Annotated in this window: 30 protein-coding genes and 1 riboswitch; of the genes, 17 read left to right on the top strand and 13 right to left on the bottom strand. The window is 62.5% G+C overall.

Features of this window, described 5'->3' with window-relative positions:
• Positions 1-36: 36 nt before the first annotated feature.
• The 6 genes from hemA to HB675_RS01300 all read left to right on the top strand — a co-directional run bounded on the left by hemA (position 37) and on the right by HB675_RS01300 (position 5,403).
• Positions 37-1,314 carry a glutamyl-tRNA reductase gene (gene hemA, locus HB675_RS01325; protein ID WP_213875284.1) on the top strand — a complete coding sequence of 426 codons (1,278 nt, stop codon included), beginning with the start codon at positions 37-39 and terminating at the stop codon, positions 1,312-1,314.
• The gene (gene prfA / locus HB675_RS01320; RefSeq protein WP_213875283.1) at positions 1,311-2,393 is read left to right on the top strand and encodes a peptide chain release factor 1; all 1,083 of its coding nucleotides are present in this window, start codon (positions 1,311-1,313) and stop codon (positions 2,391-2,393) included. The genes hemA and prfA overlap by 4 nt, the downstream gene beginning before the upstream one ends.
• Positions 2,394-3,224, top strand: coding sequence for a peptide chain release factor N(5)-glutamine methyltransferase (gene prmC / locus HB675_RS01315; RefSeq protein ID WP_213875282.1), 831 nt, complete (start codon positions 2,394-2,396; stop codon positions 3,222-3,224).
• Positions 3,218-3,973, top strand: coding sequence for a molybdopterin-synthase adenylyltransferase MoeB (locus tag HB675_RS01310; RefSeq protein WP_213875281.1), 756 nt, complete (start codon positions 3,218-3,220; stop codon positions 3,971-3,973). Before prmC ends, HB675_RS01310 begins: the two co-directional genes overlap by 7 nt.
• Positions 3,966-4,766 carry a glutamate racemase gene (gene murI / locus HB675_RS01305; RefSeq protein WP_213875280.1) on the top strand — a complete coding sequence of 267 codons (801 nt, stop codon included), beginning with the start codon at positions 3,966-3,968 and terminating at the stop codon, positions 4,764-4,766. Before HB675_RS01310 ends, murI begins: the two co-directional genes overlap by 8 nt.
• A gap of 112 nt (positions 4,767-4,878) precedes the next feature.
• Positions 4,879-5,403: an acyloxyacyl hydrolase gene (locus HB675_RS01300; protein WP_275957922.1), complete on the top strand. Its 525-nt coding sequence runs from the start codon at positions 4,879-4,881 to the stop codon at positions 5,401-5,403.
• 145 nt (positions 5,404-5,548) lie between these two features.
• Here HB675_RS01300 and phrB read toward each other — a convergent pair whose 3' ends face one another.
• The 5 genes from phrB to HB675_RS01275 form a co-directional block, all read right to left on the bottom strand.
• Positions 5,549-6,985, bottom strand: a complete 1,437-nt coding sequence (phrB, locus tag HB675_RS01295; RefSeq protein ID WP_213875278.1) for a deoxyribodipyrimidine photo-lyase — start codon at positions 6,983-6,985, stop codon at positions 5,549-5,551.
• An 18-nt stretch (positions 6,986-7,003) separates the two neighbouring features.
• The gene (locus tag HB675_RS01290; protein WP_256737444.1) at positions 7,004-7,927 is read right to left on the bottom strand and encodes a MerR family transcriptional regulator; all 924 of its coding nucleotides are present in this window, start codon (positions 7,925-7,927) and stop codon (positions 7,004-7,006) included.
• A 1-nt stretch (position 7,928) separates the two neighbouring features.
• Positions 7,929-8,894, bottom strand: a complete 966-nt coding sequence (locus tag HB675_RS01285; protein WP_213875276.1) for a DUF523 and DUF1722 domain-containing protein — start codon at positions 8,892-8,894, stop codon at positions 7,929-7,931.
• 106 nt (positions 8,895-9,000) lie between these two features.
• Positions 9,001-9,231: a TIGR02450 family Trp-rich protein gene (locus HB675_RS01280; RefSeq protein ID WP_213875275.1), complete on the bottom strand. Its 231-nt coding sequence runs from the start codon at positions 9,229-9,231 to the stop codon at positions 9,001-9,003.
• The gene (locus tag HB675_RS01275) at positions 9,224-10,210 is read right to left on the bottom strand and encodes an FAD-dependent oxidoreductase (protein WP_213875274.1); all 987 of its coding nucleotides are present in this window, start codon (positions 10,208-10,210) and stop codon (positions 9,224-9,226) included. The genes HB675_RS01280 and HB675_RS01275 overlap by 8 nt, the downstream gene beginning before the upstream one ends.
• 193 nt (positions 10,211-10,403) lie before the next feature.
• Between HB675_RS01275 and HB675_RS01270 the strand changes: the two genes are divergently transcribed.
• Both HB675_RS01270 and hemH read left to right on the top strand, forming a co-directional pair.
• The gene (locus HB675_RS01270; RefSeq protein WP_213875273.1) at positions 10,404-11,303 is read left to right on the top strand and encodes a TIGR01777 family oxidoreductase; all 900 of its coding nucleotides are present in this window, start codon (positions 10,404-10,406) and stop codon (positions 11,301-11,303) included.
• Positions 11,304-11,342: 39 nt separating this feature from the next.
• Entirely contained in the window at positions 11,343-12,371 is a 1,029-nt protein-coding gene (gene hemH / locus HB675_RS01265; protein WP_213875272.1) for a ferrochelatase, read from the top strand.
• Positions 12,372-12,522: 151 nt separating this feature from the next.
• Here the strand turns inward: hemH and HB675_RS01260 are convergent, their stop codons facing one another.
• Both HB675_RS01260 and upp read right to left on the bottom strand, forming a co-directional pair.
• Positions 12,523-13,785, bottom strand: coding sequence for a uracil-xanthine permease family protein (locus tag HB675_RS01260; RefSeq protein ID WP_213875271.1), 1,263 nt, complete (start codon positions 13,783-13,785; stop codon positions 12,523-12,525).
• 2 nt (positions 13,786-13,787) lie between these two features.
• Positions 13,788-14,426: a uracil phosphoribosyltransferase gene (gene upp, locus HB675_RS01255; protein WP_213875270.1), complete on the bottom strand. Its 639-nt coding sequence runs from the start codon at positions 14,424-14,426 to the stop codon at positions 13,788-13,790.
• Between the two features lie 146 nt (positions 14,427-14,572).
• Between upp and HB675_RS01250 the strand changes: the two genes are divergently transcribed.
• The 3 genes from HB675_RS01250 (at position 14,573) to HB675_RS01240 (ending at position 16,045) form a co-directional block, all read left to right on the top strand.
• Positions 14,573-15,130: a hypoxanthine-guanine phosphoribosyltransferase gene (locus HB675_RS01250; RefSeq protein ID WP_213875269.1), complete on the top strand. Its 558-nt coding sequence runs from the start codon at positions 14,573-14,575 to the stop codon at positions 15,128-15,130.
• 68 nt (positions 15,131-15,198) lie between these two features.
• Positions 15,199-15,696, top strand: a complete 498-nt coding sequence (locus HB675_RS01245) for a hypothetical protein (protein ID WP_213875268.1) — start codon at positions 15,199-15,201, stop codon at positions 15,694-15,696.
• 64 nt (positions 15,697-15,760) lie between these two features.
• Entirely contained in the window at positions 15,761-16,045 is a 285-nt protein-coding gene (locus tag HB675_RS01240; RefSeq protein WP_213875267.1) for a PA4642 family protein, read from the top strand.
• A 44-nt stretch (positions 16,046-16,089) separates the two neighbouring features.
• On the opposite strand, the gene mqo is transcribed toward HB675_RS01240, so the two are convergent.
• The gene (gene mqo, locus HB675_RS01235) at positions 16,090-17,613 is read right to left on the bottom strand and encodes a malate dehydrogenase (quinone) (RefSeq protein ID WP_256737451.1); all 1,524 of its coding nucleotides are present in this window, start codon (positions 17,611-17,613) and stop codon (positions 16,090-16,092) included.
• 619 nt (positions 17,614-18,232) lie between these two features.
• On the opposite strand from mqo, the gene HB675_RS01230 reads away from it, so the two are divergent.
• The gene (locus tag HB675_RS01230) at positions 18,233-18,817 is read left to right on the top strand and encodes a YajG family lipoprotein (RefSeq protein WP_213875265.1); all 585 of its coding nucleotides are present in this window, start codon (positions 18,233-18,235) and stop codon (positions 18,815-18,817) included.
• Between the two features lie 116 nt (positions 18,818-18,933).
• Here HB675_RS01230 and HB675_RS01225 read toward each other — a convergent pair whose 3' ends face one another.
• Both HB675_RS01225 and HB675_RS01220 read right to left on the bottom strand, forming a co-directional pair.
• Positions 18,934-19,137, bottom strand: a complete 204-nt coding sequence (locus HB675_RS01225) for a hypothetical protein (protein WP_213875264.1) — start codon at positions 19,135-19,137, stop codon at positions 18,934-18,936.
• Between the two features lie 72 nt (positions 19,138-19,209).
• On the bottom strand, positions 19,210-20,376 hold the full coding sequence (locus HB675_RS01220) for a 1-acyl-sn-glycerol-3-phosphate acyltransferase (RefSeq protein WP_213875696.1): 1,167 nt from the start codon (positions 20,374-20,376) through the stop codon (positions 19,210-19,212).
• 117 nt (positions 20,377-20,493) lie between these two features.
• Between HB675_RS01220 and HB675_RS01215 the strand changes: the two genes are divergently transcribed.
• From HB675_RS01215 to HB675_RS01205, 3 genes are read left to right on the top strand one after another with little or no spacing between them, the layout of a single operon-like run.
• A complete protein-coding gene (locus HB675_RS01215) occupies positions 20,494-20,676 on the top strand; it encodes a CPXCG motif-containing cysteine-rich protein (RefSeq protein ID WP_213875263.1) in 183 nt (60 codons plus the stop codon).
• Positions 20,676-20,939: a DUF2007 domain-containing protein gene (locus HB675_RS01210; protein ID WP_213875695.1), complete on the top strand. Its 264-nt coding sequence runs from the start codon at positions 20,676-20,678 to the stop codon at positions 20,937-20,939. The genes HB675_RS01215 and HB675_RS01210 overlap by 1 nt, the downstream gene beginning before the upstream one ends.
• Positions 20,940-20,982: 43 nt before the next feature.
• Positions 20,983-21,603: an SOS response-associated peptidase gene (locus HB675_RS01205; RefSeq protein ID WP_213875262.1), complete on the top strand. Its 621-nt coding sequence runs from the start codon at positions 20,983-20,985 to the stop codon at positions 21,601-21,603.
• 11 nt (positions 21,604-21,614) lie between these two features.
• On the opposite strand, the gene HB675_RS01200 is transcribed toward HB675_RS01205, so the two are convergent.
• From HB675_RS01200 to HB675_RS01190, 3 genes are all read right to left on the bottom strand, one after another.
• The gene (locus HB675_RS01200; protein ID WP_213875261.1) at positions 21,615-22,202 is read right to left on the bottom strand and encodes a TMEM165/GDT1 family protein; all 588 of its coding nucleotides are present in this window, start codon (positions 22,200-22,202) and stop codon (positions 21,615-21,617) included.
• A 23-nt stretch (positions 22,203-22,225) separates the two neighbouring features.
• Positions 22,226-22,414, bottom strand: a riboswitch (yybP-ykoY riboswitch).
• Positions 22,415-22,453: 39 nt separating this feature from the next.
• Positions 22,454-23,452: a class I SAM-dependent methyltransferase gene (locus HB675_RS01195; RefSeq protein WP_213875260.1), complete on the bottom strand. Its 999-nt coding sequence runs from the start codon at positions 23,450-23,452 to the stop codon at positions 22,454-22,456.
• Between the two features lie 45 nt (positions 23,453-23,497).
• Positions 23,498-24,427: a 2-hydroxyacid dehydrogenase gene (locus HB675_RS01190; protein WP_213875259.1), complete on the bottom strand. Its 930-nt coding sequence runs from the start codon at positions 24,425-24,427 to the stop codon at positions 23,498-23,500.
• 136 nt (positions 24,428-24,563) lie between these two features.
• Here HB675_RS01190 and HB675_RS01185 point away from each other — a divergent pair, with 136 nt between their 5' ends.
• Both HB675_RS01185 and HB675_RS01180 read left to right on the top strand, forming a co-directional pair.
• Complete coding sequence (locus HB675_RS01185; protein ID WP_213875258.1) at positions 24,564-25,193, top strand: LysE family transporter; 630 nt, start codon at positions 24,564-24,566, stop codon at positions 25,191-25,193.
• A 101-nt stretch (positions 25,194-25,294) separates the two neighbouring features.
• Positions 25,295-26,974: a fatty acid--CoA ligase gene (locus HB675_RS01180; RefSeq protein ID WP_213875257.1), complete on the top strand. Its 1,680-nt coding sequence runs from the start codon at positions 25,295-25,297 to the stop codon at positions 26,972-26,974.
• Positions 26,975-26,990 lie beyond the last annotated feature (16 nt).

Here is a 26,990-nt window from a genome sequence, read left to right as displayed (position 1 = left end):
CAATTGCCGGCTTATCGTCATCATCAGCGACTTTGCATGGCCTTTCTTGCCCTCGGTATCAACCATAAGACTGCTTCGGTGGACGTGCGCGAGCGCGTGGCGTTTACGCCCGAGCAGCTGGTGGAAGCCTTGCAGCAGCTCTGCCGGCTGACCGATAGCCGCGAAGCGGCGATCCTTTCAACCTGCAACCGCAGCGAACTTTACATCGAGCAGGACCACGCCACGTCCGACTCCATCCTGCGTTGGCTGGCCGATTATCATCATCTGAGCGTCGAGGAGCTGCGTGCGAGTGCTTATGTGCACGAAGACGATGCGGCCGTTCGTCACATGATGCGGGTGGCTTCCGGGCTCGACTCGCTGGTGCTGGGCGAACCGCAGATTCTCGGCCAGATGAAGTCGGCCTACGCCGTGGCGCGAGAGGCAGGGACCATCGGCCCACTGCTGGGTCGGTTGTTCCAGGCCACGTTCAGCGCGGCCAAGCAGGTGCGCACCGACACCGCCATCGGTGAAAACCCGGTGTCGGTGGCCTTTGCCGCCGTGAGCCTGGCCAAGCAGATTTTCAGCGACCTGCAGCAGAGCAGTGCCCTGCTGATCGGCGCCGGCGAAACCATCACTCTGGTCGCCCGGCACCTGCACGAGCAGGGCATCAAGCGTATCGTGGTAGCGAACCGCACCCTGGAGCGGGCCAGCACCCTGGCCGCGCAGTTTGGCGCCCATGCGGTCTTGCTGTCGGACATCCCGCAGGAACTGGTGCACAGCGATATCGTCATCAGCTCCACCGCCAGCCAATTGCCGATCCTGGGCAAGGGCGCCGTGGAAAGTGCGTTGAAGTTGCGCAAGCACAAGCCTATTTTCATGGTCGATATCGCCGTACCGCGGGATATCGAGCCGGAAGTGGGCGAGCTGGACGACGTCTACCTGTACTCCGTGGATGACCTGCACGAGGTGGTGGCCGAGAACCTCAAGAATCGTCAAGGGGCGGCGCAGGCGGCCGAGCAGTTGGTCACCAGCGGTGTCGACGACTTCATGGCGCGGCTGCGCGAGCTGGCGGCGGTGGATGTGCTCAAGGCTTACCGCCAGCAGAGCGAACGCCTGCGCGACGAAGAGCTGCAAAAAGCCCTGCGTCTGCTGGCCAATGGCGGCAATGCCGAAGAAGTCATGGGGCAGTTGGCTCGCGGGCTGACCAACAAGTTGCTGCATGCGCCGAGCGTGCAATTGAAAAAACTTTCAGCCGAAGGCCGCCTCGATGCGCTGGCCATGGCCCAGGAACTCTTTGCCCTGAACGAGGGCTCCACGGATAAACCCCCGCAATGAAAGCGTCACTGCTCAACAAGCTGGACATGATCCAGGACCGCTTCGAAGAACTGACGGCGCTGCTGGGCGACGCCGAAGTCATTTCCGATCAGACGCGCTTTCGGACCTACTCCCGCGAATACGCGGAGTTGGAGCCGATCGTCGTCAATTTCCAGCAATGGAGCAAGGTGCAAGCTGACTTGGAGGGCGCCCAGGCGCTGCTCAAGGACAGCGACCCGGACCTGCGGGAAATGGCCGTCGAAGAGGTCAAGGATGCCCGTGAGCGCCTGGCCGTTCTAGAAGGCCAGCTGCAGCGCATGCTGCTGCCCAAGGACCCCAACGACAGCCGCAATGTGTTCCTCGAAATCCGCGCCGGCACCGGCGGCGACGAGGCGGCGATCTTCTCCGGCGACCTGTTCCGCATGTATTCGCGCTACGCCGAACGGCGCGGCTGGCGGGTCGAGATCCTCTCCGAGAACGAGGGGGAACACGGCGGCTATAAAGAGGTGATTGCCCGCGTCGAAGGTGACAGCGTCTACGCCAAGCTCAAGTTCGAGTCCGGTGCGCATCGCGTGCAGCGTGTGCCGGAAACCGAATCCCAGGGCCGTATTCATACCTCGGCCTGCACTGTGGCCGTGCTCGCCGAGCCCGACGAGCAGGTGGCGATCGAGATCAACCCGGCGGACCTGCGGGTCGATACCTACCGCTCCTCCGGCGCCGGCGGCCAGCACGTCAACAAGACCGACTCGGCGATCCGCATCACCCACTTGCCCACCGGCATCGTGGTGGAGTGCCAGGAGGAGCGTTCGCAGCACAAGAACCGTGCGCGCGCCATGGGCTGGCTGTCGGCCAAGCTCAATGACATCCAGACCAGCGCCGCGCAGAACGCCATCGCCAGCGAGCGCAAGCTGTTGGTGGGCTCGGGTGACCGTTCCGAGCGCATTCGTACCTACAACTTTCCCCAGGGGCGAGTGACCGATCACCGGGTCAACCTCACGCTGTACTCCCTGGATGAAGTCATGGCCGGTGGTGTGGATGCCGTGATCGAGCCGCTCCTGGCTGAATATCAAGCCGATCAACTTGCGGCACTGGGTGAGTAAATGACGATTATTGCCAGTTTCCTGAGAAACGCCGAACTGCCGCAGTCGCCTACTGCCCGTCTGGACATCGAATTGCTGCTGGCGGCAGCCTTGGGCAAGTCGCGCAGTTACCTGCACACCTGGCCCGAGCGCATTGTCAGCAGCGAGGCGGCAACACGGTTCAACCAATACCTGGAGCGCCGCCGCGATGGCGAGCCGGTGGCCTATATTCTTGGCCAGCAGGGTTTCTGGAAGCTGGACCTGGAAGTGGCGCCCCACACCCTGATCCCGCGTCCCGAGACCGAGATGCTGGTGGAAGCGGCATTGGAACTGCTGCCACCGGCTGAGGCCAAGGTGTTGGACCTGGGTACCGGCAGCGGCGCCATTGCCCTGGCCTTGGCCAGCGAGCGACCGAACTGGCAGGTGGTCGGCGTCGACCGTGTCGACGAAGCGGTGGCCTTGGCCGAACGCAACCGCGAGCGTCTGCATCTGGATAACGCGCAAATCCTGCGCAGCCACTGGTTCGATGCATTGGACGGTGAGCGTTATCAGCTGATCATCAGCAATCCGCCCTACATTGCTGCCGCCGATCCCCATCTGGGGGCCGGCGACGTGCGCTTCGAGCCCAGCAGTGCGCTGGTGGCGGGGGTGGACGGCTTAGACGACCTGCGCCAGATCATCGGCGCGGCGCCGCAGCACTTGGTGGCCGGCGGCTGGTTGCTGCTCGAGCACGGTTATGATCAGGCTGGCGAAGTCCGCGCGTTGCTGGCCGGCCGTGGTTTCGAGCGGGTCGAGAGCCGTGTCGACCTGGGCGGCCACGAGCGCATCACCTTGGGACGCCTGCCGTGCTGAGTGACGAGGAACTGCTGCGCTACAGCCGGCAAATTCTTGTGCAACAAATCGATATCGAGGGCCAGCTCCGCCTCAAGGCCGCGCGTGCCTTGATCATCGGGCTCGGCGGGCTGGGCTCGCCGGTGGCGCTGTACATGGCCGCTGCCGGCGTCGGCGAGCTGCACCTCGCGGACTTCGACAGCGTCGATCTTACCAATCTGCAGCGCCAGGTCCTGCATGACACTGCTTCGGTAGGGTCGAGCAAGGTGGATTCTGCGATGCTGCGTCTGGCGGCGATCAACCCGCAGGTGCGCCTGGTGCCTCACCGTTCGGCACTGGACGAGGACACGTTGGCCGCCGCCGTGGCCGCCGTGGACCTGGTGCTCGACTGCTCCGACAATTTCCACACCCGCGAGGCGGTCAACGCCGCGTGCGTGGTGGCGCAAAAGCCGCTGGTCAGCGGCGCGGCAATTCGCCTCGAAGGGCAGTTGTCGGTGTTTGACCCGCGCAACCCGGCCAGCCCTTGCTACCACTGCCTCTACGGTCATGGCAGCGAGACCGAACTGACCTGCAGCGAGGCCGGGGTGGTCGGGCCGCTGGTGGGCATGGTCGGCAGCCTGCAAGCCCTGGAGGCCTTGAAAGTGCTCGCCGGTTTCGGCGAGCCCCTGGTGGGCCGGTTGTTGCTGGTGGATGCTTTGAGCGCGCGTTTTCGCGAACTGCGGGTCAAGCGTGATCCAGCCTGCTCCGTGTGCGGTACGGCCCATGGCTGATGCACGTCAGGCGCCCGTCGGCGTATTCGATTCCGGTGTGGGCGGTCTGACGGTCCTGGCAGAAATTCAGCAATTGCTGCCGCGCGAGTCATTGCTCTACGTGTCCGATGGCGGTCACATCCCCTATGGCGAGAAGTCGCCGGCGTTCATCCGCGAGCGCTGCGTTGCAGTGGCCGAGTTCTTCATCGAGCAGGGCGCCAAGGCGCTGGTGATGGCCTGCAACACGGCGACCGTGGCGGCCATGGCCGACTTGCGCGAACGCTACCCCCGGTGGCCGTTGGTGGGCATGGAGCCGGCGGTCAAGCCGGCAGCGGCGGCCACGCGCAGCGGTGTGGTAGGGGTGCTGGCCACCACGGGCACGTTGCAGAGCGCCAAGTTCGCCGCGTTGCTGGATCGGTTTGCCAGCGACATCCATGTGGTCACCCAGCCGTGTCCGGGGTTGGTGGAGCTGATCGAGGCAGGGGACCTGCAGGCACCTGCGCTGGAGCAATTGTTGCGCAATTATGTCGAGCCGTTACTGGCTGCGGGCTGCGATACGCTGATCCTTGGCTGTACCCATTACCCCTTTCTCCGGCCGTTGCTGAGCCAGATGATTCCGGCCGACGTCAGCCTGATCGACACCGGCGCGGCCGTGGCCAGGCAGCTGCAGCGCTTGTTGCAGCAGGACCATCTGCTGGCCGAGGGGCCGGCCGCGGTGACGCGGTTCTGGACCAGCGCCAACGCAGAACATTTCAGAAACATTCTTCCGGCATTGTGGCAAAACTCTTACATTGTGCAAAGCTTCCAGCGGTAGCAGATTTCATCCAGAAAATGCCGTGTGTCAGTAAACTTGCGGCCGGCGACGAAATCTATAAAAAGCCTGTAGCTTGACCAAAAAAAGAACTGTCATTGCGTTGGACAATAGGATGTTTCTCATGAAGAAATTTTGCATGGCGGCGCTTGCGGCCATCTCCCTGGGGCAATGTTACACAGCGAATGCAATGGACGCGTCACTCTCGGTAGGTCACACCGGGCAGTCGGCGATGGTCTATCGCCTGAGCCTGCAATCGAACTGGGACAAGAACTGGGCCGAGAGCAGTGTCGGTCACATCACCGGTTATTGGGACACCGGCTTTACCCACTGGCAGGCGGACAAGGGCGAGAACAACAACACCCTTTCCTTTGCCCCGGTGTTCCGTTACGAGTTCAATGGCGACTACATCAAGCCCTTCATCGATATCGGCATTGGCGTCTCGGTGTTCCAGCACCTGGAGGTCGAGGACCAGAAGTTCGGTACGGCCTTCAACTTTGAAGACCGTATCGGCGCGGGCCTGCACTTCGGCAACGGCCAGGAAGTGGCGCTGCGGGTGATCCACTATTCCAACGGCGGCATCCGAGAGCCCAATGAGGGGGTTGAAGCGTACTCGTTGAACTACCGGATACCGTTGTAAAGCACACACCCTGTGGGAGCAGCGCCTTGGGCGCGATGCAGGCGACGCGGTCTGGCGTTATTGCGCAGTGATGACATTGCCGGCCAGCCGAAGCTCTGGCAGGCAACCATGGAATCTCCCACAGGACTCTCCGTTGACGGTGATCTCACCCCGTCACCTGCCGATGCGGCAGGTTTCGAAACGCCGCCAACGCCCGCTCGCGGCTCTTGCGCAGATCCACAATCGGTCGTGGGTAATCCCGGCTGCCGCCGAATAGATCGCCGCCTGCCTTGGGCTCATGAATCTCCTTGCTCTTTTCGCCTGCCAACTCCGGCACCCACTGGCGAATGAACACCCCTTGCTCGTCGAACTTCGCTGACTGGCTGACCGGATTGAAGATACGGAAGTAGGGCGAGGCGTCCGTCCCCGTCGATGAGCTCCATTGCCAGCCACCGTTGTTGGCGGCCAGGTCGCCGTCGATCAGATGCTGCATGAAGAACCGCTCGCCTTCGCGCCAGTCGATCAGCAAATTTTTGGTCAGGAACATGGCGGTGATCATGCGCAGGCGATTGTGCATCCAGCCTGTGCTGACCAGCTGGCGCATGGCGGCATCGACGATCGGAATACCGGTACGACCTTGCTGCCAGGCCAGCAGGTCTTCGGGGGCCTCGCGCCAGCGCAGCGCCTCGGTCTCCTGGCGAAAGGCCCGGTGCATGGAGACCCGCGGGTAGCCCACCAGAATGTGTTTGTAGAACTCGCGCCAGCACAGCTCGTTGATCCAGGTGACCGCACCGACATTGCCGCTCTGGAATTCACCCTGATTGCTGTTCAACGCGGCGTGCAGGCACTGGCGCGGCGAAATCACACCCGCCGCCAGGTAAGCGGACAGCTGGCTGGTGCCGGGTCGCGCGGGCAGGTCGCGCTCGCTGAGGTAGTCGTCGATCGGGCCGTCGCTGAAAAGGGTCAGACGGCGGTGTGCTTCATCCTCGCCGGCTGGCCACAGGTCGATAATGGCTTGAGGAGGCCTTTCGAAGCCCTTGGCTGTGCCAGGAACCGTGTCACTCTCGATGGCGGGGGCCTTCTGCCCATGGGGTTTGGGATGTACAGCCGGAATCGACTGGTGCAAGCGTTCATAGCAGACCTTGCGAAACTGGCTGAAGACCTGGAAGTAGGTGCCACTCTTGGTCAGCACGCTCCCGGGCGGGAAGAACAGCTGGTCCAGATGGCAGGCCCAGTTCACCTGATCCTGGTGAAGGCGATCCTGCACGGCGGCATCGCGCGCGGTTTCGTTGACGCCGTATTCTTCATTGCAGTGCACGGTATCGATGCTGTGGGTCTGGCACAGCTCAGCCAGCGCGGCCGGCGCTTCATCCCAGAGGTCGATGGTGCGCACCAGCAGCGGGATGCCGAGGGTTTCCAGTTGCTCGCGCAGCTCGGCGAGATTGCGCAGCCAGAAATCGACCTTGGCGGGAGCGTCGTCGTGGCGCTGCCATTGCCCGGGGCTTATCAGGTACGCGGCCACGGTCGGGCCCTGCCGGCAAGCGGCCGCCAAGGCGGTGTTGTCATGAATGCGCAGGTCGCAGCGAAACCAGATCAATTGCATAAGGGGCTCGTGGGCAGGTCAGGGCTGCGGTTGCAGCAGCCCCAGAAAGTGCAGGCGTGAATGGGCCGCCAGCGGCGTGTCTGCCAGGCTAAGGTCGTCGATACGGGCGGTGATGGCCGGCCACTCGCTGCGGTGAATACGTACGGCCGGGCCCACCAACAGTTTGGCGCAGTGACATTTGCTCAGCAGCCGTGGCAGTTGGGCCATGTTCAGGGATTTGCCGGCGTAGAGAACAACGGCGCGGGCGCCCAGGCGCTCCACGGCCAACGCCAGCTCACCCGGTGGCAGCGGCCAGTCGAAGACCTCCACCGGGCAGTCGGCGCTGCTGGCCAGCCAGGCGGTCATCCACAGCATCGGCTCCATGGGTACATCCGACTGGTTGACCAGCAGCAGCGGTTTGCCGCGTTGTTGGCGGTTGTTGTGATACAGGCGCGCGCCCAGTTTGCTGCGCAGCCAGGACAGGAAGAACACCCGTTCCATCTGGGCACCAAACTGACCTTGCCAACGATTGTCCAGTTCGGCCAGCAGCGGCAACATCAGCTGTTCGCACAGCGTCGCGGGCGGGTAGAGGGACATGGCCTGGTTGAAGAGCTCGTCGAGACGCCGCTCGGCCAGGCTGCCAATGGCCAGGATCAGGCTTTGGCGCAGGGGCAGCCAGTCGCCGCCGGCGTTGACGGCTGCCTCGGCGGCCGGCGCATCCAGCAGCGCCTTGACCTGACTGACTGCGACGCCACGATTGAGCCAGGTGAGGATCTCCTGAATGCGCGCCACGTGGCCAATGTCGAACAGGCGGTGACCCTTGGCGGTGCGGTGAGGCACGACTAGCCCGTAGCGCCGCTCCCAGGCCCGCAGCGTGACCGGGTTGACGCCGGTCAGACGGGAGACTTCGCGGATCGGCAGCCAGCCAGACGACAGGTCGGGAGCAGCAAGAGAAGAGGTCATGTCAGATCGCATTACGCAGGCTGAGGTTTTCCGGATGGGGCTGCAGATACACCTGCTGCGCAATATACGGGTCGGGATGACGACGAAATTGATGCTTGAGCAGGGTCAACGGCACCACCAGCGGGACGATGCCTTCACGGTATTGATCAATCAGGTGCAGCAGTTCCTGCTTGTCCGCGGCATCGATGTGGTGTTTGAGGTATCCGCTCAAGTGCAGCAGTACGTTGCTGTGGGTGCCGCGGGTTGCGCAACGCTTGAGGGCGGTCATCAAATGGCTGAAGTAGCGCGGGCCGATTTCCCGGGCATCGGCATCGCCCATGCTGCCCAGCAGTTTGCCCAGGGCTTTGTACTGCGGCGGGTTGTTGGCCATCAGCTGGTATTTGTAGCGGGCGTGAAATTCGGTCAGGGCGCGGCGGCTCAGGCCGTCCTTGAGCAGGTGTTGCCAGTCAGCATAGGCGAACACCCGCACCAGAAAGTTTTCCCGCAGGACCGGGTCGTTGAGCCGTCCTTCTTCTTCCACCGGCAGGTCCGGTCGCGCCGCGCAAAATGCCTGGGCATAGGCACCACGACCGCCACCAGGCTGAGGGGCGCCATTGTCGCGATAGACCTTGACGCGCTCCAGCCCGCAAGACGGCGACTTTTGCATGAAGATGTACCCGCAAATGTCCTCGAGTTCATCGGCCATCTTTTGCCCGTACGTTTGCAGCGGTTCGGTGACGTCCAGTTGAGTGTTGACCGTGCCCACCACTCTAGGGCTGGCAGGCTCGCCCACCAGTCGGATGGGCTCACGGGGGATCCCCAGGCCGATCGCCACTTCCGGGCAGATGCGCGCGAAGTCGAAGTGCTCGGCCAAGGCATCCCGGCACAGCAGAGATTGTTTATGCCCGGCGTTGTAGCGCACCTCGTCGCCCATCAAGCAAGCGCTGATGGCAAGGCGAGGCTTGGGCGCGGCGGCAGAGTGGGGCATCGATACCTCAGGCGGAACGCTGGCTCGGAGACGTGAGCATTGATCGCATCATAGGTGTATACCTATACAAGTCAATCGTCTTGTATAAGATCTTCCGGGGGATGACTTAGTTCCAGCCGCTGAGCCAACAGTGGGCATCTTGCAACGACTGCCAAGGCAGCCGCTGATTGCGTTGGGTCAAAACCGCCTGAAGTTCGATTTCTATCACCACGCCGGCCTCGTCGCAGAACAGTTCGGTGACCAGGAAATGCTTTTCGCGGTTCATGGGGCGGGCTGCCGTCCATTTCGACAGCAGCAACTTGCGGGGGTTGAGGCGATGGCGCGCCGGGCTATTCAAGCTGGGCGATCAGCTTGCGAGCCGCCTCGCTGCCGCTGATCCAGGCGCCTTCGACGCGCCCTGAGAGACACCAGTCGCCGCACACATATACGCCCAGGTCGACATCGGCCAAGGTGTTCCATTCACGTCCCCCGACTGGACGGGCGTAAAGCCAGCGGTGCGCCAAGGTGAAGCTGGGTGCGGGCATGGTGCAATCGAGCAGCTCGGCGAACGCGCCGTGCAAATGCTCGATCACTTGTTCTTTGGGCAGGTCGATGTGTTGCCGACTCCAGGTGCTGGTGGCGTGCAGTACCCAAGTGTCGCGGGTGGTGTCCCGGCCCGGTTTGCTGCGATCACGAGCGACCCAGTCCAGCGGGCTGTCCTGCACGAAGCAGCCTTGCATGGCCGTTTGCAGTGGCGCATCGAAGGCGACCGCCACGGCCCAGGTAGGGTCCATCTGCACCCCCGCAGCGGCGGCGGCAAGCTTGGGCACGGTGGCCAGCAACGCGGTGGCTTGTGGCGCCGGGACAGCGATGATCACGTGACTGAACGGGCCGAAATTGCGCCCATCGGCATCCTGCAGGTGCCAGTGCTGGGTGCCGCGAAACACTTCGGTGATGCGGCAGGCATACTCGACAGGCAATTCTCCTAGCATCTCCCGGCCAATGGCGCTCATGCGGGGCGTGCCGACCCAGCGGATCTGCTCGTCGGGCGATGGGCTCAAGACCCCGGAATTGGAGTTGTACAACAGAGGCGTCCACTCACCGACACAGCCGGCGGCTTGCCATTGTTGAACCTGATTGACGAAGCGGCGGTCGCGGGCGGTAAAGTACTGCGCGCCCATGTCGAGGGAGCCTACTTCGCTGCGCTTGCTGGACATGCGCCCACCGGGGCCCCGGCTCTTTTCGAACAGTTGAACGCTGTGCCCGGCCTTGTGCAAGGCCTGAGCGGCTGCCAGCCCGGCGATGCCGGTACCGATGATGGCGATAGGTGCGGTCATGTTTGGCCTCGTTGCTTGTGCACAGACTACGCTTTCAAACAAACCTGTACAATAAGCAGCTCTGGTATAAGTTATGGCGTCCCTGCTTAAATGGTTGCCCTATTTTTATCTGAGAAGAGGTCCCGGTAAAAGTGCCTCACTCCTCTAAAAATAGATCGGCGCGCGCTGTCCTGCCCCCCACGAGGAACCTGCCATGCACCTATTGATGACCGGCGGCACGGGCCTTATAGGCCGTCGCCTGTGCCAACACTGGCTTGCCCAAGGCCATCGACTGACGGTGCTCAGCCGACGACCGGCAGAAGTTTCCCGACTGTGCGGTACGACGGTGCAGGGCATCGCGACGTTGTCCGAACTGGGCGACGAACCCGTTGATGCCGTGATCAATCTGGCCGGTCAGCCGATTGCCGCGCGCCCTTGGACGGACGCTCGCCGCAAGAGCTTGTGGGCCAGTCGCATCGGCCTCACGGAAAACCTCCTGGGCTGGCTGGAACATCGTTCCCTGCGGCCACAGGTGCTGATTTCCGGCTCGGCGGTGGGCTGGTATGGCGACGCCGGGGAGCGGGAAATCACCGAGGCCTCGCAGCCGGTGCACGAGGATTTCGCCAGCCGCCTGTGTGGTGCCTGGGAAGAGACCGCGCTGCGTGCCGAGTCCCTGGGCATACGGGTGGCCTGCGTGCGCACTGGCCTGGTGCTGGCCAGCGACGGGGGCTTTCTGGCCCAGCTCAAGCTGCCATTCAAACTGGGCCTGGGTGGCCCCATCGGCAGCGGCCAACAATGGATGCCGTGGATTCACATCGACGACCAAATCGCCCTGATTGATTTTATCTTGCACCGCAGTGATGCCCGCGGTCCTTATAATGCGTGCGCGCCGCAGCCTGTGCGCAATCGCGAGTTTGCTCGCGCATTCGGCCAGGTCCTGCATCGCCCGGCATTCATGCCTTTGCCCGCGTTCGTGCTGCGCCCGCTGGGGGAAATGTCCGGGCTGCTGCTGGGCGGCCAGCGCGCACGGCCGGCGCGGTTGCAGGAGGCTGGCTTTGTTTTTCGTTTCACCGACTTGTCCACGGCGCTGGCTGATCTGGCGCCCAGGCTTTAAGCGTTACTTGTGACGTGCAACCCGCTAATAGGATCTCGCATGACCGATCACGCCCTGCTGTTGGTCAATCTGGGCTCACCGGCTTCGACCGATGTGGCCGACGTTCGCCGTTACCTCAATCAGTTTTTGATGGACCCCTACGTCATCGACCTGCCGTGGCCGGTGCGTCGCCTGCTGGTGTCGCTGATCCTGGTCAAGCGCCCGGAGCAGTCGGCACACGCCTATGCGTCCATCTGGTGGGATGAAGGCTCGCCCCTGGTGGTGCTGACCCGGCGTTTGCAGACGGTGATGCGCGAGCAGTGGAATCACGGTCCGGTGGAAATCGCCATGCGCTACGGTGAGCCTTCGCTGCAGACGGTGCTGACGCGTCTGGCCGGGCAAGGGGTGAATATGATCACCCTGGTTCCGCTCTATCCGCAGTTCGCTGACAGCACCGTGACGACTGTGATCGAGGAAGCCAGACGAGTGGTTCGCGAGCACAGGCTGGCAGTGAAATTCGCCACCGTGAAGCCGTTCTACGATCAGCCGGAGTACATCGAGGCGTTGGCCGCCAGCGCCCAGCCTCACCTGGACGCGGCGCCTTACGATCACCTGCTGTTGAGCTTCCACGGCTTGCCCGAGCGCCACCTTACCAAGCTCGACCCGACGGGCAATCACTGCCTGAAAAACGCTGATTGCTGTCGCAACGCGTCGCCCGAGGTGCTGGCCACCTGTTACCGGGCGCAATGCTTCCATGTGGCGGCTGCGTTTGCCGCCAGCCTGGGGCTGCCGGAGGGCAAATGGTCGGTGTCGTTCCAGTCGCGGCTGGGCCGCGCAAAATGGATCGAACCCTACACCGAGGCGCGTCTGGACGAACTGGGCAAACAAGGCGTCAAACGCTTGCTCGTCATGTGCCCGGCGTTCGTGGCGGACTGCATCGAAACCCTGGAAGAAATCGGCGACCGTGGCCGCGAGCAATTCGTCGCGGCGGGGGGCGAGGAACTGGTCCTGGTGCCGTGCCTGAACGACAACCTGCAATGGGCGCAGGCGTTGAATGTGCTGTCCGAGCGGGCAGTGGTGGAGGCTTGATCCAACGGTCATCGGGCTCATGGGCGGCTCGGATCAGGTGATCAGGCGATTTTCGCCTACCCGGTATTTGTTCGGAGAGTCCCTGGTGATCACGCGCCTGCACGTCTGATCCGAGCTTGTCCGCCGCCCGACGGACAAGCCTGTGGCACAGTCAATCCTGTGGAGCCCTCTTCCAACTGTCATGCCCCGGCAACACCAGGTTCAACGCAATCGCCACCACCGCGCACAGCGCAATCCCCTTGAGCCCGAAATCATTCGGCCCAGTCCCACTGCCCACCAGCACGCCACCGATCCCGAACACCAGCGTCACCGACACAATCACAAGGTTGCGCGCTTCGCCCAGGTCGATCTTGTGCCGGATCAAGGTGTTCAACCCTACCGCCGCAATCGAGCCGAACAGCAGGCACAGAATCCCGCCCATCACCGGCACCGGGATGCTCTGCAACAGCGCGCCAAACTTGCCGATGAACGCGAGGCTGATGGCAAACACCGCCGCCCAGGTCATGATCTTCGGGTTGTAGGCCTTGGTCAGCATCACTGCGCCGGTCACCTCGGCATAGGTGGTGTTGGGCGGGCCGCCGAACAGTCCGGCGGCGGTGGTGGCCAGGCCGTCACCCAGCAGAGTGCGGTGCAGGCCGGGTTTCTTCAGGTAGTCACGGCCGGTCACACTGCCGACGGCGATAACGCCGCCGATGTGCTCGATGGCCGGTGCCAACGCAACCGGCACAATGAACAGGATCGCCTGCCAGTTGAACGCCGGTGCGGTGAAGTGGGGCAGGGCCAGCCAAGGCGCGGCGGCGATTTTCGCCACATCGACCACGCCGAACCAGAACGACAGGGCAAAGCCCACCAGCACGCCAGAGATGATCGGCACCAGGCGAAAGATGCCCTTGCCGAATACCGCCACCACAATGGTGGTCAGCAGTGCGGGCATGGAGATGAACATCGCGGTGCGGTAAGGGATCAGCTCGGTGCCGTCGCCGGCCTTGCCCATGGCCATGTTGGCGGCGATGGGGGCCATGGCCAGGCCGATGGAGATCACCACCGGGCCGATCACCACGGGTGGCAACAGGCGGTCGATGAAGCCAGGGCCCTTGAGCTTCACGGCCAGGCCCATGAAGGTGTAGACGAAGCCGGCAGCCATCACCCCGCCCATGGTCTCGGCCAGGCCGAACTGGCCTTTGGCGAGAATGATCGGGGTGATGAAGGCGAAGCTCGACGCCAGGAATACCGGCACCTGGCGTCCGGTGACCAGTTGAAACAGCAGAGTGCCCAACCCGGCCGTGAACAGGGCGACGTTGGGGTCAAGGCCGGTGATCAACGGCATCAGTACCAGGGCACCGAACGCCACGAACAGCATCTGTGCGCCGGACAGTACCTGGCGCCACAGCGGATCGTTGAACTCGTCGGCCATGCTCAAGCGTCCTTCTGCTTGGTGCCGAAGATCTTGTCGCCGGCATCGCCCAGGCCGGGGATGATGTAGCCATGCTCGTTCAAGCGTTCATCGATGGAGGCCGTGTAGATCTGCACGTCGGGGTGGGCTGTTTCCACCGCCGCGATGCCTTCTGGCGCAGCCACCAGAACCATGGCGCGAATGTCCTTGCAGCCAGCTTTTTTCAGCAGGTCGATGGTGGCGACCATGGAGCCGCCGGTGGCCAGCATCGGGTCGATGATCATGGCCAGCCGCTCGTCGATGCCCAGTACCAGCTTTTCCAGGTAGGTGTGGGCTTCCAGGGTCTGCTCGTTGCGGGCGACGCCCACGGCGCTGACCTTGGCCCCGGGGATCAGGCTGAGGACGCCTTCGAGCATGCCAATGCCGGCGCGCAGAATCGGCACCACCGTGATCTTCTTGCCAGCGATTTTCTCGACCTGTACCGGGCCGCACCACCCTTCAATCTCGTAGTTTTCCAGCGGCAGGTCCTTGGTGGCCTCATAGGTCAGCAAGGCACCCACTTCCTGCGCGAGCTCGCGGAAGTTTTTCGTGCTGATGTCGGCGCGGCGCATCAGGCCGAGCTTGTGGCGAATCAGCGGGTGACGGATCTCACGGATGGGCATGGCATTGGGCTCCTGGCGGCAAAAAAACGAGCTAGATTAATCCATTCGGTCAACATTTAGCACGTTAGTCCACAAATGCTTGAACTGTCGTGGGCAGATGCGTACCTTTGCCCGCTTTTCCCCGACCGACCCCTCCGGAGAGCGCCATGTCCGCTGATCTCGAACACATCCGCCAAGTGATGCGCGAAGCCGATTGCCTGCACCCTGAAGCCACTGTCGAGGCCGCCATCGCCCGTGTCGGCGCGCAAATCAACGCCGATCTCGCCGACCGCAATCCGGTGGTGTTCTGCGTGATGAACGGCGGCCTTATCTTTTCCGGGAAGCTTCTGACCCACCTGGACTTCCCGCTGGAGGCGTCCTACCTGCACGCTACTCGCTACCGCAACACGACCAGCGGCGGCGATCTGTTCTGGAAAGCCAAGCCGGAAGTGTCGTTCATAGACCGCGATGTGCTGATCATCGACGACATCCTCGACGAAGGGAACACCCTCAGCGCCATCATCGATTTCTGCAAGCACGCGGGTGCCAGCGCGGTGCATACGGCGGTGCTGGTGGACAAGGACCATGACCGCAAGGCCGTGCCGGGGTTGAAGGCGACTTACACCGGTTTGTCCTGCGAGGACCGCTACGTGTTCGGCTACGGGATGGATTACAAGGGTTACTGGCGCAACGCGGCGGGGATCTATGCGGTAAAGGGGCTGTAGACCGCTCACCTTTTTTCAGTGCGCAAGATTGTGCGGTACAGTGTTCCCCCGCCTGCCCGGAGCCTGTCATGCGCTTGAAGATTGCCGCTTTCGCCTTGCTGTCTACCGTGATGTTCAACGTCCATGCCGCGCCGGCCCCGGCGGCCAGCGCGCCGATGCACGGGCAGTTCCTGCCGCCCGATGATCTGGACCTGCGCAGCGACAAGCCCGAGCAACAGCAGTTGTTGCAGGTCACCGAGTTCACCGTCGTGGTGGGCAACCAGCGTCAATCCGACCAGCAACCGATTCCAGTCACCGCGCCGTTGTCGGTGCGCCTCAAGGGTAAATCCTTGAACAAGGGCGCCACCATCAGCGAGGCGGTGCTGACGTTCGACAGCGAAAGCAAAAGCCTGAAGAAGCCGGTCTATGACGAAGCGACTCGGACCTTGACCCTCAACTACCCGCTGGTCCAATACCGCACCCTGATCGACCTGCTGCGCAACGACACTGTCTACGTGCAGTTTTTGACCTATGCCAACGGTCATATCTGGGCGGACATTCACACCGGCGCCGAACACGCGCGTTGAGCCAGCAGGCGCGGCGGAGTTACACTTGCCGCCCCGTGAACGGCCGAAGCGAGTTGGTAACCAGATGCGTAAAGACAAGAAGCAGGTGATTGGTGACGAGATCGGCGACGCGCAGATCAAATTGTTCCTCGATTTCGAACCGGTGGACGCCACTTCGCCGTCGCTGCACAAACTGATCAAGGCCTACCGTGGCCTGCGCGTCGATGACTTCGAGCGCTTTGTCGGCTTCTTCAAGGCTGCCGGTTTCGACCTGAACGGCAAGGACGAGCAAGGCCAGGATTTCATTGCGCTGATCAAGGATCAGCGCAATGCGCCCGAGTACATCGAGATCATCGAAAAGGCTCGTTGAAAAAAAACGCCCCGAAAGGGGCGTTTTTCATGATGCCGGGCGGATCAGGCGTAGTGCTGAGCACCGTCGGTCCGGGCCACCAGGTCCAGCGCTTCGCTGCTCTGGGTGCTGACGCGACGATACAGCTCGGCGTCGGTCTGCAAGGCCTTTTCCCGTGCGGGGAAGATTTCCGCGAGTTTCGCCGCCCAGGTGGTACGGGTCTGCTCGGGGAAGCAACGCTCGATCAACTCCAGCATGATCGAAACCGTCACCGAGGCGCCCGGCGAGGCACCCAGCAGGGCCGCCAGCGAGCCATCCTTGGCCGAAACCAGTTCGGTGCCGAATTGCAGCACCCCGCCTTTCTTCGGGTCTTTCTTGATGATCTGCACGCGCTGGCCGGCCACTTCAAGGCGCCAGTCCTCGGCCTTGGCTTCGGGGTAGAAGCGGCGCAGGGATTCCAGGCGCTGGTCCATGGACTGGCGCACTTCGTTCACCAGGTATTTGGTGAGGTCCATGTTGTCCCGGGCCACCGCCAGCATCGGCCCGATGTTGCCGGCCCGCACTGACATCGGCAGGTCGAGGAACGAACCGTGCTTGAGGAACTTGGTGGTGAAGCCGGCATAAGGCCCGAACAGCAAGGACTTCTTGCCGTCCACCACGCGGGTGTCCAGGTGCGGCACCGACATGGGCGGCGAGCCGACGGCGGCCTGGCTATAGACCTTGGCCTGATGGCGCTCGACCACTTCCGGCTTGTCACAGCGCAGCCACTGGCCGCTGACCGGGAAGCCGCCGAAGCCTTTGCTTTCCTCGATCCCGGACAGCTGCAGCAACGGCAGCGCCGCGCCGCCGGCGCCGAGGAAGACGAAGCGGGCGTCAATGTCACGGCTTTCACCGTTGTTGACGTCCTTGACGTTGACCCGCCAGCCGCTGCCCTGACGGCTCAGGCCGGTGACCTTCTTGCAATATTTGACTTGAGCATCCGGCGCGCGGGCCAGATGGGCCAGCAGCTTGTTGGTCAAGGCGCCGAAGTTGACGTCGGTGCCCCCTTGTACGCGGGTGGCGGCGATGTGCTGATCGGCGGGGCGGCCAGGCATCATCAGCGGCATCCACTCGACCATTTTGGCCTTGTCTTCGGTGTATTCCATGCTGGCAAAGGCGTGATGCTGCGAGAGCATCTCATGGCGCTTCTTGAGGAAAGCAATGCCTTTGTCACCCTCGACATAGCTCAGGTGCGGGATGGGGTTGATGAAATCCTTGGCCGGGCCGAAGTCACCGAGGCGCGCCAGGTACGCCCAGAACTGCTTGGAAACCTCGAACTGGGCGTTGATCTGCACGGCTTTCTTGATGTCCACCGAGCCGTCGGCAGCCTGCGGGGTGTAGTTCAGCTCGCACAGGCCAGCGTGGCCGGTACCGGCGTTGTTCCATGGGTTGGAGCTCTCGGCGGCACCGGAGTCCATCAGCTCGACCACTTCCACTTTAAGCGTCGGGTCCAGTTCCTTGAGCAGTACCGCGAGGGTGGCACTCATGATGCCCGCTCCGACCAGCACTACATCAACTGCTTCGTTATGCGCCATGTAACGCGTCTCCAAAATCTTCAGCACCAAATTGACAGCAAGGCGTCGCTTTCACCATTCGACCATCGGTGAGCGCGATTGTCTTGCCCAGCGAAAAGCTTCAGGCCCGGGTGACTGAATGCACCGGGGTGCCAGCCGTGGATGCTGTTCGGGACGTCGAAAAAGCTATTGGGAATGCAGAACTGTTCATTTGCTCGCCACACTCTTGTGAAGTAGGAAAATCCGTTCTTTCACGCTCTTTTGGAGTCGTTGACCTCAAAAAGGCCGCCGGGCACGTCACCAGAATCGGTGGGCGAGCAATGGCAGCTCTGCGGGGCAAGGGAGAAAGGCGATGCGGGAAAACCCGACATGGCGCTTCGACTGGCCCTGCGTGGGCGACTCTCTGTGGGCAATGCCGGAGCAAATGGAAGCATTTGCGATGGTGCGAGGCCCGATCAGGAGACGTCCTTATAATCGGGGGGAGATTATAACGACGATTTGCCGAGAAATGATCCTGTTACCTGACATTTCTTGTGCGCCTGCCACAAAAGTGTGCGGTGACTGGCCGGTCTGGCCGAGGGCTTCGGCCTGCTGGTTTGCCGGGGGGCTGCACCGCTATACTGCGGTCCTGTTGCCTATCCCTGGAGAGACGAGCATGTTGCAACGCCTGTTGTTTGGTTTGATCGCTGTGGCCAGCCTGACGTTGGCCGGTTGTGCCAACAGCCCGCAACAACTTAGCCCGCAGCCGCGGCTGACGTCGCAATTCGCGGCTGTCGGGCAGGGTCAGCAAGTGACCGTGCGCGTGGTCGACGGTCGTGCCTCGCAGAGCCTGGGCACCCGTGGCGGTCTGTATCCCGAGACCAGCGCTGTTACCGTCAATGGCAGCGATCTGCTGCCAAAATTGCAGGCTCAGACTGAAGCCGCTGTACGCCTGCTGGGTTACACCCCGGTTCAGGGTGGTGCCGGTCCGCAGCTGACTGTGACCTTGACCGACCTCAAATACCAGTCGCCCAAGGACAGCATGTACGTGACCGAGGCGACCATCAGCGCCAACTTCCGCGCTGACGTGGTCAATGGTGGCCGACACTACAGCGGTCGCTACGCCGCGTCCCTGGATCAGCGTTTCGGCATGGCGCCGAATCAGGACACCAATACCCGTCTGGTGGGTGATGTGTTGAGTGATGCGTTGACGCGGGTGTTCAAGGATGCCACGGTCGGCCAGACCCTGGGTCAGCAGTAACCTCGGCGGTCATCGCGCTCCTGCTGGGTGGGCTCGATAATGACGTTCACTCAGTGGGAGCAGGGCTCGTCCGCGATGGAGTTGCGCCCAAGGGCTGCTCCCAAGGGGGTAGCCGCTCAGGCTGCTTGATACAGGTCCAGCAAACTGATCCCCGTTGCCACATCCAGCTCCGGCCACGCGCTGTGCTGGTGGCCGCTCAAGGCGCAGTACACCACCCAGTCGCGGTCCTGCACGTTGAACGCCAAGGCGTCGATAAGGGCTTCCTGCTCGTCGCTGGGGGCGATCAGGTAGAGGCGATCCTGGTTCTGGGCGTGCAGCATGTCAAACTCCGAGGCTGTTCCAACGAGGGGCAACAGCCTGGCGCTTTTACATGACGAGCATATGACGCCGCCTTACAGCGGCAACCCGGCCTTGACCCGATACTGGTTGCGCACCGGTGTGGCGTACTGCAGCACCAGATAGGGCTGCTGCTCGGGCGGGCAATCATCCAGCCGGCTTTGCCACTCCTCCTTGGCCTGGTTCAGTTCCTCGACGCCAAACAGGCTATCGGCGGTCGGGACACTCAGGCTCGGGTCGGCGTCGGCCCATTGGGCGTAGGCCAGGTAGTGCGCCGGGAACAAGCGGTAGCCGCTCAGAATCAGGCGATCGACCTCCACGGCAAGCTGCTTGGTGTCCTCGAACGACTCGGTGATCGGTGCCGCGAAGTTCACGTGCACGCGGCCCTTGTAGCCGGTGATGCCTTTTGCAATGCTGGCGTCGTCTTCGCCTGGTGCTTTGGTGTAGCTTCCCGTGGTCGCGCGCAGGTACAGCTCGCGGGCCTTGGCCTGGTCGCAGGGGTCGTACTCGTAGCTGATGGACACCGGCGTCAGGTTCAGCGATTGAATGACTTCACTGAATGGCTCGTCCTTGCGGCTCATGTGAAACATTTTCAGGATCGCCGAATCGGTACGGTCATCACCGTCCTTGGCCCGGCCTTCGGCCTGGGCGATCCAGATCGACTGGCAGTCGGTGCGGATCGAATGGCTGATGTACGCCGACAGCAGTTGGTAAGCGGCGAGCTTTTCTCGGCGCCCGCTCAGGGACCGGTGCACGATGAAACTCTTGTTCAGGCGCATCAGGTCGCTGACGAAGGGCTTCTGCAACAGGTTGTCGCCAATGGCGATACGCGGCGTCGGCAACCCGGCGTGGTACACCGCATAGTTGACGAAGGCCGGGTCCATGACGATGTCGCGGTGGTTGGCCAGGAACAGATAGGCACTCCCGGACTTGAACTGCTCGACACCGGTATAAGTCACACCGTCAGTGGCGCGGTCGATGGTCTTGTCGACGTAGTGTTCGATCTTGTCCTGCAAGGTCGCGACACTGACCACGCTGGCGAACTCACGACGCAGCCGATGAGCTATAAGGGGTTTGAGGGCCCAGCCAAAGGTGCCTGCGGTGCGGGGAAAACGAAAGTGGGTAAGGATGTCGAGGAACGCCTGGTCACTGAGCAGCCTGTTCAATACAGCAGGTACTTCGGCATCGTCGTAGGGTCGGATGGCATCAAATTCGCCCATCATGCTCTCTTGTAGTGTGAACAACAGATGATCAGGATTGCGGCGCGGGCAAAGTGGTCAGGGCCGGTGCGCCTTCAATTAGACCGCCGATTATACGCATAACTCACTGGAGAGGCCGCGATGCTGGAAACCGAAGCTTATGACTGCCCTTATTGCGGCGAGCCGGCCGAGGCCGTGCTGGACCTGTCGGGCGGCGATCAGCAGTACATCGAGGATTGCCCGGTGTGCTGCCGGCCGATCATTTTTACCCTGCAGACTGATGGCCAGGAATGGATGCTGGACGTGCACAGCGAGAATGAATGATGCGCAGAGTCTACGAGCCGGAAAGTCTGATCGAGGCGCAGATGCTCATCGGCATGCTGGCCAGTGAAGGGGTGCATGCCTATTTGAGCGGTGGCGATCTGATGGGTGGGGTGGGCGATCTGCCCGCACTGGGCCTGTTGTCGCTCAATGTCGATAACGACCAGGCGGATCAGGCGCGCCAGTTGATCGCCGAGTACAATGCCGCTCTGCCGCTGTCCTGGGATGAACAACCGGACAGCTTTCCTGGCATTTTGTTGTGTTGAAGGCAAGCCGCCCACGTGGCTTGGCCGAAGAGTGTATTTGCTGATGTGTGGACGTTATGCGCTGTTTCGCTGGTCGCCGACCTTTGCCGCCCTGTCGGGGTTTCCGGCCGATCAGAAGGCTCAGTGGAATATTTCACCGGGGGACTCGGTGCTGATCCAGCGTCTGAATGAGGGGCAGCCCGAGTTGGCACGGGTGCGCTGGGGGCTGACGCCAGCCTGGCTCACCGACCTGTCCCGCACGCCGGCCCATGCCCGGGCGGAAACGCTGGTGGAGCAGCCGATGTTTCGTGAAGCGTTTCGCCTGCGCCGTTGCCTGATCCCGGCCAACGGGTTTTATGAGTGGCGGGGCGGCGTGCGCAAACGGCCTTACTGGCTGACGCCGGGGGAGGGGTCTTCGCTGTTCTTCGCGGCGATCTGGGAGGCGTATCCGGTGCAGGACCAGATTTGGCTGAGCACCGCCGTGATCACCCAGCCTGCCGCCGGGCAACGCCGTCCGCTGATCCTGGACGCGTCGGGTCAGCAGGCCTGGCTGGACCCTGAAACGCCGCTGCCGGTGTTGCACAGCCTGCTGGCAGCGCCACCCGCCGCCCTGCGCGAGCGACTGCTGGCCAATCTGGTGAACGACCCCAAGCTCAATGCGCCGGAATGCCTGACGCCAGGTTGAGGCTGCAGGTATCAGCCGATCCAGCCGCTGACTTTCATTGCGTCGTACAGCGAAATGATCGCCAGCACGAAGAACGCCACCGCTGCCAGGCGACGAATCAGGTTCAACGGCAGCTTGTCGGCGGCAAAGTTGCCGGCCAGCACTACCGGCACGTTGGCAATCAGCATCCCCAGTGTGGTACCGATGATCACCAGCAGCAGGTGCGGGTACTGCGCAGCCAACATGACGGTCGCGACCTGAGTCTTGTCACCGATTTCGGCGATGAAGAACGCGATCAGCGTGGTCAGGAACGGGCCGTAATTGCGTTTGCCGGTCCCTTCGTCGTCGTCCATCTTGTCCGGGACCAAGGTCCACAGCGCGGTCGCGGTGAAGCTGGCGGCCAGAATCCAGTGCCGAACGACATCCGTGAGATAGGTACTCATCCAGGCGCCTACCGCCGCGGCAGCAGCATGGTTGGCCAGGGTCGCGACGACGATACCGGCGATGATCGGCCAGGGCTTGCGAAAGCGCGCCGCAAGGATCAGTGCGAGTAACTGGGTCTTGTCGCCGATTTCAGCCAGCGCGACGATCCCGGTAGGGACGAGAAGGGATTCCAACATCAGGTGCTTTCCTATGGGGGCGGGTCGACACGGCTATGACACGTACAGCCTCCCCGCCCCGGGTAAGGTGTTCGTGTCATAGGTCTTGTCAAACCTGGGTCCGTCTGAAGCGGACCTCTGGGTCGCACGCGCCATGGTCTGAGGACCAAGTATGTTGACGCGTGCCGGACGAGCATGGCGCTCGTGGGAGACTACTCCCCTAGGACGGAGCGGATTCTGCCTAGACTCCGGCGTTTACGCAAGCACGGATTTCACCCGCGTTTGGCACGATAGACCTTGAACCCTTGGCCCTCTGCCAGTACGGCACAGATGCCCACATGCTTTTCGATCAATGGCTGATAGCGCAGGAAGCTATTGGCCACCAAGCGGAGTTCACCACCTTTTTTCAGATGTTCGCTGGCTTTTCGCAGCATGGTTTCCGATGCTGAATAATCGGTGTGAACACCGGTGTGGAACGGCGGGTTGCTCAGAATCGCATCCAGATAAAGCGGTGCGGCGTCTATGCCATCCCCATTGATGACCTCGGCTTCCAGGCCATTGGCGGCGAGGGTCAGGCGGCTGCTGGCGACCGCGAAGGCGTCCACGTCGAGCATCGTCACGCTGTTCTGCGGGTAGCGCTGCTTGATGGCCGCACCGAGCACCCCGGCACCACAGCCGAAGTCGAGAATGTGCCCTTTGGGCAGGCCGGACAGCGCTTCGAGCAACAGCGCCGTGCCGCGATCCAGGCGGCCATGGCTGAACACGCCGGGCAGGGTGACGACGCTCAAGGGCTGCTCGTGCAGGTCGAGTTTGTAGCGTTGCGCGAGGCTTTCCAGGCTGACGGCGGCGGGCGGGGTGTCGACCTGCACTTGCCAGAGCTGGCAGTGGCGGGCGCTGTCGAGCTTGCGCGGTTTGCCGAAGGCGTGCAGTTGCTTGGCCGCGCCTTCAATGCCACCGCGCTTTTCGCCGACCAGAAACAGCTGTTTGCCGCCCAGGCGCGAGGCCAGGGCGTTGAGCAGGTAGTTGGCGAGGTCACGGGACTTGGGCAGAAACAGTACGGCGGCCTCGAAGACCGTGTCGGGAGCCGCTACACCGAAGGCGCTGCGCCCGCTGAAACGGGCGTCGAGTGTGTGCTGATCGCCTGCATGCCAGCACCAGCCATGGGCGTCCGGCAGTTGGCCCAACAGGTCGTCAGCGGGCAGCCCGGCCAGCAGCACCGGGCCTTGGAACAGTTGAGCTTGGCGAAGCAACACTTCACTGCGCGGGTCCATGGAGGGCTCCTGCAAAAAGCGCGGAGTCTATCAGGGATGGCGGTTCTACAGGATGGCGTTGGCCGCCAACTGCCCGATGATCCGCTGCCGCGCCTCGCGGCTGCCCCAGGCGTTGTGCGGCGTGACGATCAACCGAGGAATGCTGTTATCCAGCAGCGGATTGCCCTGGGTGGGTGGCTCCACTGTCAGCACGTCCGTCGCCGCGCCGCCGAGATGGCCGGCACGAAGCGCATCGGCCAGCGCGTGCTCGTCAACCAGGCCACCGCGCCCGGTATTGACTACAAAAGCCCCCGGCTTGAGCAGGCCCAATTCCCGCGCGCCGATCAGGTTGCGAGTCTGCTCGGTCAGCGGGCAGTGCAGGGTCAGGGCGTCGATCTGCGGTAACAGCTCGTCCAACGCCAGGCGATCTGGGCGCGCCGGGCGCCCCGGCAACTGGCCGATCAACACACGCATGCCGAAGGCTTCAGCCAGCCGCCCGACGGCGCTCCCCAGCTCGCCATGACCCAGCAGCCCCAAGGCCTTGCCTTCCAGTTCGACAATGGGAAAGTCCAGCAGACAGAACTGGCTGGCCTGCTGCCAGCGCCCGGCCTTGATGGCCTGTTGATAGTCGGGAAAGCGGGTGGCCAGAGCGAGCAGCAGCATCAGCGTGTGCTGCGCCACGGACGGCGTGCCGTAGCCTTTGCAATTCCGTACCGGGATGCCGCGGGCCTGGGCAGCCTCCAGATCAATATTATTGGTGCCGGTTGCCGACACCAGAATCAATTCGAGATCGGGCAGCTGCGCCAGGGTCGACGCATCCAGACGCACCTTGTTGACGATGGCCACGCTGGCACCTTGCAAGCGCTGGACAATGTCCTGCTCTGCCGTCGCATCGTGCAGTTGCAATTCATCGAATGCTGCCTGCAATGGTGCGGGGTCCAGGTCGCCAAGGTCGAGCGAGCGATAGTCGAGAAACACGGCACGGGACAAGGGCATCGGCACATCTCCGAAAGAAAATTGCTCTTACCCTAGGCGCTGCGCTGTCCGGGTACAAGTGTAAGCAACTGTATCTGTCCCCTGGCGGGCGGCTGGCGTAAGGTGGCCGTCTTGCCGTTTGACTGCCGAGGCTGCCATGTACTGGACCGAATTTCTCACCGTTGCATTGATCCACCTGCTGGCGGTGGCCAGCCCCGGCCCGGACTTTGCTGTGGTGGTTCGCGAAAGCGTGGCCCATGGCCGTCGTGCTGGAACATGGACGGCGTTCGGCGTTGGCTCGGCGATTTTTCTCCATGTAGGCTATTCGCTGCTGGGCATCGGCCTGATCGTTTCCCAATCCATTGTGCTGTTCAATGGCTTGAAATGGCTGGCGGCCGCCTACCTGCTGTATATCGGTTTCAAGGCCATCCGCGCCAAACCGGCCCAGCCCGGTGAGCAGGCGCTTGCGCTCGAGCCCAAGGTGCGTACGCCTCGGCAAGCCTATGTAGCCGGCTTCATGACCAACGGTCTGAATCCCAAGGCCACACTGTTCTTCCTGTCGCTGTTCACTGTAGTGATCAACCCTCATACGCCGCTGCTGGTGCAAGCCGGCTATGGGGTGTACCTGGCGGTGGCCACCGGCTTGTGGTTTTGTCTGGTAGCGATGCTGTTCAGCCAGCAGCGGGTGCGTGCCGGTTTCGCGCGGATGGGGCACTGGTTCGACCGCACCATGGGTGCCGTACTGATCGCCTTGGGCGTGAAAATCGCCTTGACCAGGATGCATTGAAGCCCAAGCGTCGCCTGCCGTAAATCATCTGGCTGCCCAAGCCTTTAAAGTGGCCTAGTCTTGTCTGTCAGGCTTACGCACACCGATAAAGGACTTGAACGATGCAGACTCGAGTGATTCCGCCGGCCGAGGGTGCCTATGAATACCCGTTGCTGATCAAACGGCTGCTGATGTCTGGAAGCCGCTACGAGAAAACCCGAGAGATCGTTTACCGCGACGTGCTGCGCTACAGCTACCCGACCCTTACCGAGCGGATCGCGCGGTTGGCCAACGTACTGACCGAGGCGGGCGTCAAGGCAGGGGACACCGTGGCTGTGATGGATTGGGACAGTCACCGCTACCTGGAGTGCATGTTCGCCATACCGATGCTCGGCGCCGTCATCCATACCATCAATGTGCGTCTGTCTCCCGAGCAGATTCTGTTCACCATGAACCACGCCGAAGACCGCGTGGTGCTGGTCAACAGCGATTTCATCGGCCTCTACAACGCCATCGGCGGCCAGCTGGAGACCGTAGAGAAGACCTTCCTCATCACCGACGGGGAGACCAAGACCGCCGATCTGCCGAACCTGGTGGGGGAATATGAACAGCTGCTGGCCGCTGCCAGCCCGGCGTATGAGTTTGCCGACTTCGACGAGAACTCGGTAGCCACCACGTTCTACACCACCGGCACCACCGGCAACCCCAAGGGCGTGTATTTCACCCACCGTCAGATCGTCCTCCACACTCTGGCTGAAGCGGCGTTGGTGGGCGGTGTCGACAGCGTGCGTCTGATGGGCACCAACGATGTGTATATGCCCATCACCCCGATGTTCCACGTGCATGCCTGGGGCATTCCCTATGTGTCGACCTTGATGGGCATCAAACAGGTCTACCCCGGCCGCTATGAACCGGACATGCTGGTCAAGCTGTGGCAGGAGGAAAAGGTCACTTTTTCCCACTGCGTACCGACCATTCTGCAGATGCTGATCCACTGCAAGTCGGGCGAAGGGCTGGATTTCAAGGGGTGGAAAATCATCATTGGCGGCAGCGCCCTGAGTCGCCCGTTGTACGAAGCCGCCAAGGCCCGGGGCATTCAGTTGACGGCGGCCTATGGCATGTCGGAGACCTGCCCGATGATCTCCTGTGCGCACATCAACGACCAACTGCAGGGTGCCAGCGAAGAGGAGCGCACGCGCTACCGCATCAAGGCCGGGGTGCCGGTGTCACTGGTAGAGGCGGCCATCGTCGATACGGACGGCAACTTCCTCCCCGCCGATGGCGAATCCCAAGGTGAACTGGTCCTGCGGGCACCGTGGCTGAGCATGGGGTATTTGCGCGAACCCGAGAAAGGCGCCGAGTTGTGGGCGGGCGGCTGGCTGCACACCGGTGATGTCGCGACCCTGGATGACATGGGGGTGATAGACATCCGCGACCGTATCAAGGACGTGATCAAGACCGGCGGCGAGTGGGTCTCGTCGCTTGACCTGGAGGACCTTATTGGCCGCCACGGGGCGATACGCGAAGTCGCTGTCGTCGGTATGCCCGACGCCCAGTGGGGCGAGCGACCTGTTGCCCTGCTGGTGCTTCGCGACGGTCACGCGCTGGACGCTCAAGGGTTGAAGGAGCACCTCAAGCCGTTCATTGACCTGGGCCAGATCAATAAATGGGCGATTCCCAGCCAGATTGCCTTGGTGACCGAAATCCCCAAGACCAGTGTCGGCAAGCTGGATAAAAAACGTATCCGTCTGGATATCGTGCAGTGGCAGGCGGACAGCAGCCCCTTGCTCTCCTCGCTCTGACAGACCGCTCGTCGCC

The organism is Pseudomonas sp. dw_358, assembly GCF_018449655.1.
Taxonomy (GTDB): domain Bacteria; phylum Pseudomonadota; class Gammaproteobacteria; order Pseudomonadales; family Pseudomonadaceae; genus Aquipseudomonas.
The sequence above is the reverse complement of the archived record's forward strand: the minus strand, read 5'-3'. Positions and strand labels throughout refer to the sequence as shown.

Bases quoted from the DNA above. Each gene is read 5' to 3' on its own strand.
- hemA (WP_213875284.1), top strand. From the start codon at position 37: ATGGCCTTTCTTGCCCTCGGTATCAACCATAAGACTGCTTCGGTGGAC.
- prfA (WP_213875283.1), top strand. From the start codon at position 1,311: ATGAAAGCGTCACTGCTCAACAAGCTGGACATGATCCAGGACCGCTTC.
- prmC (WP_213875282.1), top strand. From the start codon at position 2,394: ATGACGATTATTGCCAGTTTCCTGAGAAACGCCGAACTGCCGCAGTCG.
- murI (WP_213875280.1), top strand. From the start codon at position 3,966: ATGGCTGATGCACGTCAGGCGCCCGTCGGCGTATTCGATTCCGGTGTG.
- HB675_RS01300 (WP_275957922.1), top strand. From the start codon at position 4,879: ATGTTTCTCATGAAGAAATTTTGCATGGCGGCGCTTGCGGCCATCTCC.
- phrB (WP_213875278.1), bottom strand. From the start codon at position 6,985: ATGCAATTGATCTGGTTTCGCTGCGACCTGCGCATTCATGACAACACC.
- HB675_RS01290 (WP_256737444.1), bottom strand. From the start codon at position 7,927: ATGACCTCTTCTCTTGCTGCTCCCGACCTGTCGTCTGGCTGGCTGCCG.
- HB675_RS01285 (WP_213875276.1), bottom strand. From the start codon at position 8,894: ATGCCCCACTCTGCCGCCGCGCCCAAGCCTCGCCTTGCCATCAGCGCT.
- HB675_RS01275 (WP_213875274.1), bottom strand. From the start codon at position 10,210: ATGACCGCACCTATCGCCATCATCGGTACCGGCATCGCCGGGCTGGCA.
- HB675_RS01270 (WP_213875273.1), top strand. From the start codon at position 10,404: ATGCACCTATTGATGACCGGCGGCACGGGCCTTATAGGCCGTCGCCTG.
- hemH (WP_213875272.1), top strand. From the start codon at position 11,343: ATGACCGATCACGCCCTGCTGTTGGTCAATCTGGGCTCACCGGCTTCG.
- HB675_RS01260 (WP_213875271.1), bottom strand. From the start codon at position 13,785: ATGGCCGACGAGTTCAACGATCCGCTGTGGCGCCAGGTACTGTCCGGC.
- upp (WP_213875270.1), bottom strand. From the start codon at position 14,426: ATGCCCATCCGTGAGATCCGTCACCCGCTGATTCGCCACAAGCTCGGC.
- HB675_RS01250 (WP_213875269.1), top strand. From the start codon at position 14,573: ATGTCCGCTGATCTCGAACACATCCGCCAAGTGATGCGCGAAGCCGAT.
- HB675_RS01245 (WP_213875268.1), top strand. From the start codon at position 15,199: ATGCGCTTGAAGATTGCCGCTTTCGCCTTGCTGTCTACCGTGATGTTC.
- HB675_RS01240 (WP_213875267.1), top strand. From the start codon at position 15,761: ATGCGTAAAGACAAGAAGCAGGTGATTGGTGACGAGATCGGCGACGCG.
- HB675_RS01230 (WP_213875265.1), top strand. From the start codon at position 18,233: ATGTTGCAACGCCTGTTGTTTGGTTTGATCGCTGTGGCCAGCCTGACG.
- HB675_RS01225 (WP_213875264.1), bottom strand. From the start codon at position 19,137: ATGCTGCACGCCCAGAACCAGGATCGCCTCTACCTGATCGCCCCCAGC.
- HB675_RS01220 (WP_213875696.1), bottom strand. From the start codon at position 20,376: ATGATGGGCGAATTTGATGCCATCCGACCCTACGACGATGCCGAAGTA.
- HB675_RS01215 (WP_213875263.1), top strand. From the start codon at position 20,494: ATGCTGGAAACCGAAGCTTATGACTGCCCTTATTGCGGCGAGCCGGCC.
- HB675_RS01210 (WP_213875695.1), top strand. From the start codon at position 20,676: ATGCGCAGAGTCTACGAGCCGGAAAGTCTGATCGAGGCGCAGATGCTC.
- HB675_RS01205 (WP_213875262.1), top strand. From the start codon at position 20,983: ATGTGTGGACGTTATGCGCTGTTTCGCTGGTCGCCGACCTTTGCCGCC.
- HB675_RS01200 (WP_213875261.1), bottom strand. From the start codon at position 22,202: ATGTTGGAATCCCTTCTCGTCCCTACCGGGATCGTCGCGCTGGCTGAA.
- HB675_RS01195 (WP_213875260.1), bottom strand. From the start codon at position 23,452: ATGGACCCGCGCAGTGAAGTGTTGCTTCGCCAAGCTCAACTGTTCCAA.
- HB675_RS01190 (WP_213875259.1), bottom strand. From the start codon at position 24,427: ATGCCCTTGTCCCGTGCCGTGTTTCTCGACTATCGCTCGCTCGACCTT.
- HB675_RS01185 (WP_213875258.1), top strand. From the start codon at position 24,564: ATGTACTGGACCGAATTTCTCACCGTTGCATTGATCCACCTGCTGGCG.
- HB675_RS01180 (WP_213875257.1), top strand. From the start codon at position 25,295: ATGCAGACTCGAGTGATTCCGCCGGCCGAGGGTGCCTATGAATACCCG.